Annotated in this window: 10 protein-coding genes and 1 pseudogene; 5 read left to right on the top strand and 6 right to left on the bottom strand. The window is 60.8% G+C overall.

Annotated elements, in window-relative coordinates; genetic code table 11:
• Positions 1–60 precede the first annotated feature (60 nt).
• Both ACLP9N_RS36070 and ACLP9N_RS36075 read left to right on the top strand, forming a co-directional pair.
• Positions 61–189, top strand: a pseudogene (locus ACLP9N_RS36070) (ATPase); the annotation flags it as partial.
• 179 nt (positions 190–368) lie between these two features.
• Positions 369–560, top strand: coding sequence for a hypothetical protein (locus tag ACLP9N_RS36075; RefSeq protein WP_442411895.1), 192 nt, complete (start codon positions 369–371; stop codon positions 558–560).
• Here ACLP9N_RS36075 and ACLP9N_RS36080 read toward each other — a convergent pair.
• Together ACLP9N_RS36080 and ACLP9N_RS36085 are read right to left on the bottom strand one after the other, a co-directional pair.
• Entirely contained in the window at positions 547–834 is a 288-nt protein-coding gene (locus tag ACLP9N_RS36080; protein WP_442411896.1) for a transposase domain-containing protein, read from the bottom strand. The genes ACLP9N_RS36075 and ACLP9N_RS36080 overlap by 14 nt on opposite strands.
• Positions 835–923: 89 nt before the next feature.
• The gene (locus ACLP9N_RS36085) at positions 924–1,607 is read right to left on the bottom strand and encodes an AMP-binding protein (protein WP_442411897.1); all 684 of its coding nucleotides are present in this window, start codon (positions 1,605–1,607) and stop codon (positions 924–926) included.
• A 322-nt stretch (positions 1,608–1,929) separates the two neighbouring features.
• Here ACLP9N_RS36085 and ACLP9N_RS36090 point away from each other — a divergent pair, with 322 nt between their 5' ends.
• Together ACLP9N_RS36090 and ACLP9N_RS36095 are read left to right on the top strand one after the other, a co-directional pair.
• Positions 1,930–2,373 carry a hypothetical protein gene (locus tag ACLP9N_RS36090; RefSeq protein WP_442411898.1) on the top strand — a complete coding sequence of 148 codons (444 nt, stop codon included), beginning with the start codon at positions 1,930–1,932 and terminating at the stop codon, positions 2,371–2,373.
• A gap of 1 nt (position 2,374) precedes the next feature.
• Positions 2,375–2,659 carry a hypothetical protein gene (locus ACLP9N_RS36095; RefSeq protein WP_442411899.1) on the top strand — a complete coding sequence of 95 codons (285 nt, stop codon included), beginning with the start codon at positions 2,375–2,377 and terminating at the stop codon, positions 2,657–2,659.
• Positions 2,660–2,726: 67 nt separating this feature from the next.
• Here the strand turns inward: ACLP9N_RS36095 and ACLP9N_RS36100 are convergent, their stop codons facing one another.
• Together ACLP9N_RS36100 and ACLP9N_RS36105 are read right to left on the bottom strand one after the other, a co-directional pair.
• A complete protein-coding gene (locus ACLP9N_RS36100) occupies positions 2,727–4,265 on the bottom strand; it encodes an ABC1 kinase family protein (RefSeq protein ID WP_442411900.1) in 1,539 nt (512 codons plus the stop codon).
• A 139-nt stretch (positions 4,266–4,404) separates the two neighbouring features.
• On the bottom strand, positions 4,405–4,896 hold the full coding sequence (locus tag ACLP9N_RS36105) for an SRPBCC domain-containing protein (protein WP_442411901.1): 492 nt from the start codon (positions 4,894–4,896) through the stop codon (positions 4,405–4,407).
• A 32-nt stretch (positions 4,897–4,928) separates the two neighbouring features.
• Between ACLP9N_RS36105 and ACLP9N_RS36110 the strand changes: the two genes are divergently transcribed.
• Positions 4,929–5,249: a hypothetical protein gene (locus ACLP9N_RS36110; RefSeq protein WP_442411902.1), complete on the top strand. Its 321-nt coding sequence runs from the start codon at positions 4,929–4,931 to the stop codon at positions 5,247–5,249.
• Between the two features lie 40 nt (positions 5,250–5,289).
• On the opposite strand, the gene ACLP9N_RS36115 is transcribed toward ACLP9N_RS36110, so the two are convergent.
• Positions 5,290–5,721, bottom strand: a complete 432-nt coding sequence (locus ACLP9N_RS36115; RefSeq protein WP_442411903.1) for a polyhydroxyalkanoate synthesis regulator DNA-binding domain-containing protein — start codon at positions 5,719–5,721, stop codon at positions 5,290–5,292.
• Between the two features lie 545 nt (positions 5,722–6,266).
• Positions 6,267–6,503 (bottom strand): hypothetical protein, encoded by a 237-nt coding sequence (locus ACLP9N_RS36120; RefSeq protein WP_442411904.1) that lies wholly within the window; start codon positions 6,501–6,503, stop codon positions 6,267–6,269.
• Positions 6,504–6,590 lie beyond the last annotated feature (87 nt).

A 6,590-nucleotide genomic window follows, 5' to 3' on the forward strand; every position in this document is an offset into this window, starting at 1 on the left:
CTCGCAGAAACACCCGCGGTCGCCGGCTGACAGCGTCGCAAGCCAGCGCTCCTCGCCGCGCCCGGCAACCTCTTGGACAACGCCGACGAAATCGCCAACCAGCGTTGGCCCGACGACCCAGCGTCTCACGCATACGACGCGGCGCAGGTCGCCGCCGAGACCAGGTCCAAACTTATCGAACTGGGCCGGCACAACATGACCCGGCTCCGCAAGCTCCGCCGGGTGCTGTCGCCTGCCGACTCGCCCTGGTCATTTCCGGTCAGTCAACGCGGGACCTACAACATATGCGCTAGATCATACTAGACTTGCATGCGTCAACTCGTAACGACGCACCGGTTGCGGTGCGCGAAATCGATCGGAGGCATATCATGAGCAGACGAAGCTACCGTCGTCGCGTCGGAATCACCAGCCTGTTGCACGATATTATCGACGAGGCGAACGACTTGGTCGACGACGAGGTCAATCGGGACTACTACCGCGACCAGGACCGGGACAAGGACCGGAAACGGAAATACTCGGACCCCAACCGCTTGCGCGGGACCGAGACTACTGGGACCTGAACCGCTTGCGCGGCTGAAACAACGCCGCCTTCGTCGGCACCAGCCACTGCTGCGACCGCCCCGACGCCCACGCATGACCCGCGACCAGCATCCGCATCACCTCCTCATACGAGGAAGTCGAAAACAACGCCAAGCCAAGCGCGTAGTAGACGACCACTCGCGCCGGCAACAACCGGTGTCGAACCTCGACCCGGCCGCACTCGGCCAGCACCTCATCGACCAGCTCCGGCGGAAAGACCCTGGTCAACACGCCCAACGAGATGTGATCAGACAACCGCTGATCACTCTGCGGCTTCACCCACCCGGCGCGTGGCACATCCCCAAGAATAACAAGCATGTAATCTTAAGTAAACGGTATTGACTCTAAAGTGGCGGCAGTGCGTCCCACCCAGCAGAGTCGTCGCGTTCAGGAAGGTCATCCCGCCCGAGTGATACATCGGAGTGAGGTGCAGATAGCGGTCGCCATCGCGCAAGCCCCAGGGAGACGATTTGGGCCATCGCCGCCCAGACGGCGCGGTGATGGTCGAACAGCGCACCCTTGGGTTTGCCGATGGTTCCAGAGGTGTACAGGATGAACGCGTCGTCCTCCTCGACGGCGCGATCCTCGATGATTGGAGCACCATAACCGGTGCCGAAGAGTTTGGGGTGGCGCGAAGAGGGCCCAAGTGACACCAACTTGACGGAGGGTGCGACGTGGGATGCGGTCTCGGCGAGACCCGCTTCTCCGGCACCGAAGGCGAGCATCGTGCTACCGGAGTCGTGCAAGATGTACGTCACTTCCGGTGCAGCCAGGCGAGTGTTGACCGGAACCACTATGGCGGCCAGCCGCGACGCAGCGTGACAGGCGATGATGAACTCGGCGGAGTTCGAGGCCAAGGTCGCGATTCGATCGCCTTTATGAAGCCCGCAGTCATCAAGCGCCGCCATTACTTTGGCAATCTCGACGTTGAGCTCGCGCCAAGTCCAACGCCAGTCGCCGGCAACTACCGCTTCGCGGCCACCGACACGGTTGGCGTTGCTTAGTGCCGTTCCGCCGATCGTCGGCATGTCCGTCCTGATCCTCCCCTGTGTGCCAACCGTCCGCGATTCTAGCGCATTTTTGAGCCTGTCCGTTTCAATATATTGGATCTGCGCTGGTCGCGTCAACGGTGCGCAGCGAAAAGCTGATAGCGCGCCCGTTGACATCGCTAGGGCGCTAATCTCATGTACTTGGAGCCCCGATGATCCAGCAGCACGCGAGGAGACCGACCCGCACGACGCGGCAGCGCGGCGCTTGCTCGCTTATCAACCCGCAGCTGCGGATGGCGGCGCAAAACGTCGGTTGACGGCCAGCCGGGCTGATCAGAAGTAAATCGAGGAAGGGGTTGCAATGGCGGATGAGCGCAGCATTCTAGTCATCGCGAACGTGACGGCGGCTTCACGTGAACTGGTAGATGCCCTAAAGGATCTTGCCGCCGCTAAACCCTGCCACTTCACACTCGTGGTGCCGCCCAAGCCGAACGGCCACGAGGAGCATGCACGAGAGCGACTGGCCGAGGCGCTCATGCGGATGCGGAACGCGGGGCTTGACGTTGACGGAACAGTGGGTGACCCGGACCCGGTACGTGCAGCCATGGCGGCCGACGGCGTCCCCAACGCCGACATCATCGCGATCCGCAGCGTCGACCTCGACGACCCATTCCCGCGACCCGTCGCCGTCTACCGATGCCCGCACTGCGACCAGGAGCACGAGTGCCGATTCTCGCGGCACCAGCCCACGGCGCCCACACCCTGCACCGGCTGGGCGGCGTGGGTTGTTACGCCGAGGAGGTGACATGACGACGTTCACCGGTGATCCCCGCGCGCTGGCGATTCTCGCGTTCCACAACGAGCTCGCCGCGATGTCGGACGCTGGCCTGTTCGCCCCGATGACCGTCGAGCAAGTCGACCGCCGCCGCAAGCTGGCGCTATGGCTGGTCGACGAGTTCGACGACCCGCTGAAACCGTTATCGGTGGCTGAGCTGGCCTGCCGGTCGCTGGCCGAGGCGTTGGTTGTGTTGTGCGACGAGCCGCTGAAGCTCAGCTCGTACAAGCGCTGGGGTGATGCGTGCCGGACATAGTCAGCGGACAACTACGAGCCGACTACCACGCGTGGCTGCGTCGGAGCCGGTTATCCCCTCTGGTTAGTCAACGTTGGTGTTGCCGACGGTAGTACTCGAAGAGGATTGCCGCCCCGGCAACGCCGGCCAGGGACCGGCGCACGCGCCTGTCTGCCCGGTCTTCGACGCGAGATCTCTTAGCTTGGAAAGAGCCGACTTGTAGGACGAGTCCCCGGGTGCTCAAGTCACGCAGAATACTTCTCGCCTGCTCGGGGATTGTGTATACCCCGATCATGGAGTGCAACGCGAAAAGGGCGGCGGTTTCGGGTGTCAGTGTCTCTCGGGCGAGGGCCATCATAATGTCTTTCATCGCGTCGTCCAATACGTCGGTTATCACAAGTTCCGGCGCAATGCATCGCACCGATCCATCTATATTAGCTAATGACTTTCCCATAATTGAAATGACTGGAGGGGTCTGGATACCCCGTTTGCTCGCAAATTTCAGCAGCGTGCTGAGGCTGACGCCGAAATTCAGGTGCTCCATGTCAACTCCGATCACCTTGGGAAGGAACTCGGAGACGTCGGCCGTGAACCCCTGGAGATCGGCCCACGGGGTGGCACGACCCATTTCGATCCAAGCCGTGGACGTCGAGGGGCCATCAAGCGCGGCCATGCTGGCGAAAACCAGGAGGACGGTCGTGCTGAGCCTTTTGTCCAACTTGCCTACCATGCCCCAGTCGATGAGGCTGGCCTTTTCTCCCGGTGCGACGAAAATGTTTCCTGGGTGTGGGTCCGCGTGAAACGTTCGCTCAACGAAGTAGCCGTGGAACATGAGCGCCAAGAGATCTGTGCCTATCGCTTTGCGTTCTTCTTCAGTGAATTCGTCCCGATCGATCTCGTCGATGGATTTGCCGGGTGCCAGGGACTGGATGAGCACCCGCGGCGTCGCGAAGATCACCTCGGGAACCGTGATGTGTTCAAATTCTTCCAAGGCCTCTTGCGCGTCTTCCATGTTTTTGGCCTCGAGGGAAAAGTCGAGTTCGGGCTCCATTGCGTCAAAGAGGACGTTGAGCATCGCCTCGAGATCCATAACGGCGTTGAAGTCGGGCGCCACCTTGGCGATTCGTCGAGTGAGCCTCCTCAGCAGCTTCATGTCGTTCAGCACCACGGGTTTGATGCCCGGTCTTTGGATCTTGGCGACCGCGTCTTTCCCGTTTTTCAGTTTGATTCGGTAGACCTGTGCTAGGGATGCCGCACCGAGTGGCTTGTCGATGTCGATCTCCTTGAACATCGATCGCCAGTTGGCGCCCAGGTCCTCCTCCAAGACGGATTCGAAATCGGAAAAGGGTGAAATTGCGACCCTGTCGTGCAGATTCTCCAGCTCCTCGATCATGATGGGCGAGACCATGTCCGGTCGAGTGGACATCATTTGCCCGACCTTGATATAGAAGGGGCCCAAAGTCTCCAGGGCCCGACGTACGCGCTTAGCGCGCTGCCGCTGCCGGTCCAAAGACTCATCAGCGCCTTTGGCGCGGAACCCGACCGAACCACCGACCGAACCAACCACCTCGGCGCCGGCAAGTTGAAGCAATACCCGCGTGATTGCTTGAGCTCGAGAGCCTGCCATAGGTAGTGGTCCCTTCAGTACCATCTCCACAATAGGCTGGCGCTGGCGCCTTCATCGCCGGTTCGCGTGCCTTCAGGCACATCGGGTGGTGCGAAGCGAATGAATAGCGGCGCGATGATCGCGGCGGCGCCGCCTCGAATCAGCCCTCGCTGCGTAGCAGTCGATCCTCGGCGTCGGCGTGACGGCCGATGAAGATGACCGCGTTGAAACAAAAGCCGTCAACATGCTCTTCGAGTCGGGCCATGGTCGCGCCCTTGAGTCGCCGCAGCACCTGGTGCTCTGTGGTGACTTCAGCCCTGTATCGCATCATGGTTTCGTGCGTGGAAGCACGTCCCAGCGTGATGGACCCCTCGACTTCGCTTTGTAGGGAAGCGACGTGACACTTGAAGGTCACTTCTTCCGCGATCGTCAGATCCTCAAGCTCGAATTCGAACGTAACTGGAAAATTAAACGGACCGATCACGAGTACCGAGTCAGCAGACGCGTGAACGCCGTCCTCGTCAACCTGGAAATCATCGATCTCGGGCATGAACCGCAGGATATAGTTCAGGTCGCTCACGCGTGTCCAGACCGTCTCCACCGGTGCACTGATGCGCACATCATTCGAATAGTCGAGTACCAGAGGCGACATCACTCCTGCCCTTCGAGAAACTCGGCGCCGCGTTGTTTGCGTTGCTCGTGCCGACGATAAGTGTTCCTCCTGCTGTTTATATGCTCCTCGTCATCGTTGATGACGCTGCTGGCGACATTGCCGAATGCACCAAGCAGCGACACGAGACTGGCCAATCTTCCACCCGGATTGCTTCCCGGCAACGCACCCGCGGCCAGAATCTGGCCGAGAACCTCATGCGTGCAATCGGCATCGGTGGATTCAGTCCGCGCCCGGAAGTAGCGGCCGGCGCGAAGATCGTCGCGCAGTTCGTCGATCCCGATGCGCCGCCTGTCGGTTACATCACGCAGTGTTCCGTCGCTGTCACGTACTAACTCGCGGCGCGGCAGCCTGGATCGACGATGTGCGGACATGCTAGCCGCCCGAGGCGGTGTCTCCCGACTGCGAGTCGGCATTCGACTCCTCGTCGAGCAGGGATTCCAGGATGACGGACAACGAATTCACTTGCTGCTGTCGAAGTTCACGCAATTCTGCTATGTCACGATCACCGTCTAACAATGCATTCGCAATGCGGGCCGGAAAACGGATCAGCTCCAAAAGTAGTCCGGTGCTACTGGCAACTTCACGTGGGCGTGCACTGAGCACTCGCCTCAGGGTGTCTTCGGTAAGGTCGACCCCGGTGCGGTGATCGACCACGACAAAATCGATGTCGTTGTGGACGAGATCCTCAATCGCCGACACAGAGGTAAACCGCCGTTCCGCGGTGTCATACAGCTTGCGGTTGGAATAACGCCGGATCTCTCGGGGACCCGGGTCCTCAGACGACGCAAACGTAGGATAACTCATCTGGACTAAACCTCGCTGTCCGGACCGGCAACCGAAGAACTGCCACCGTCGGAGGGCATGCGTCGACCAGATTTCCGCGTCTCGAACAGCCGTCCAACCTGTTGTGAGAGTTCTGCGACCGCGCTTTTCAGTTCGTCGATTTCCCGGCGTTCCACATCTGAACGTCTTGAGCGTCGGCGATCGTCGGTCACGCGGCCTCCGGCGCGACGGGGCGCTCCACCACGTTGGTCGGTCGACGACCTCATTGTCGACGAACTCCTTAACGTCGTCGGTGAGATTCGACAACAGGTCGGTCATCGACCGCCGACCAGATCGTAATGGGGTCATGCCTTCACCTTCCACCACGTGGCACGCCAACTGGGCCGCATGACGCTCTGCGCAAAAAGCCCTCTCCAAGCATACGCAACGGCTCCTCGGAGCGCTCGCTCATCGCGAAGCGCCGGCCTGTCCGTAGAAACCGGCCTGTCCGTAGAAAGAACTCGCCCCCGGGCCGGTGGCCATTCGAGGCCGCCACCGGGAACGGGGGCGAGGCTGGGCGGTTGTGCTTACTTCTTCTTCGCGGACGCCACAGAGAGGGCGGCGACCTTCTCGCTGAGCTCCTCAACCACAGCACGCAACTCGGCGATGCCCGCCTCGCGGGCAGCGCGAAGGTGCGGGTGCGGGTGCTGGTGCTGGTCACCCGTGTGCGTGCCTCCGGAGACTGAAGCCAATGAAGCCAATGGAGCCAACAAGCCCAACGGCCCCAACGTCACCTGCAAACCGGGCAGCCCTATACTGAACATCGAACGTTTCCACCTCCCATGCCGTAGCGCGTAGGGTTTTAATGTGTAGCGCAAATTACAAGTATAGATGTCTCACGAAGTTAAAAG

Origin of the sequence: Mycobacterium sp. (genome assembly GCF_052144515.1) — a bacterium.
Taxonomy (GTDB): Bacteria; Actinomycetota; Actinomycetes; order Mycobacteriales; family Mycobacteriaceae; genus Mycobacterium.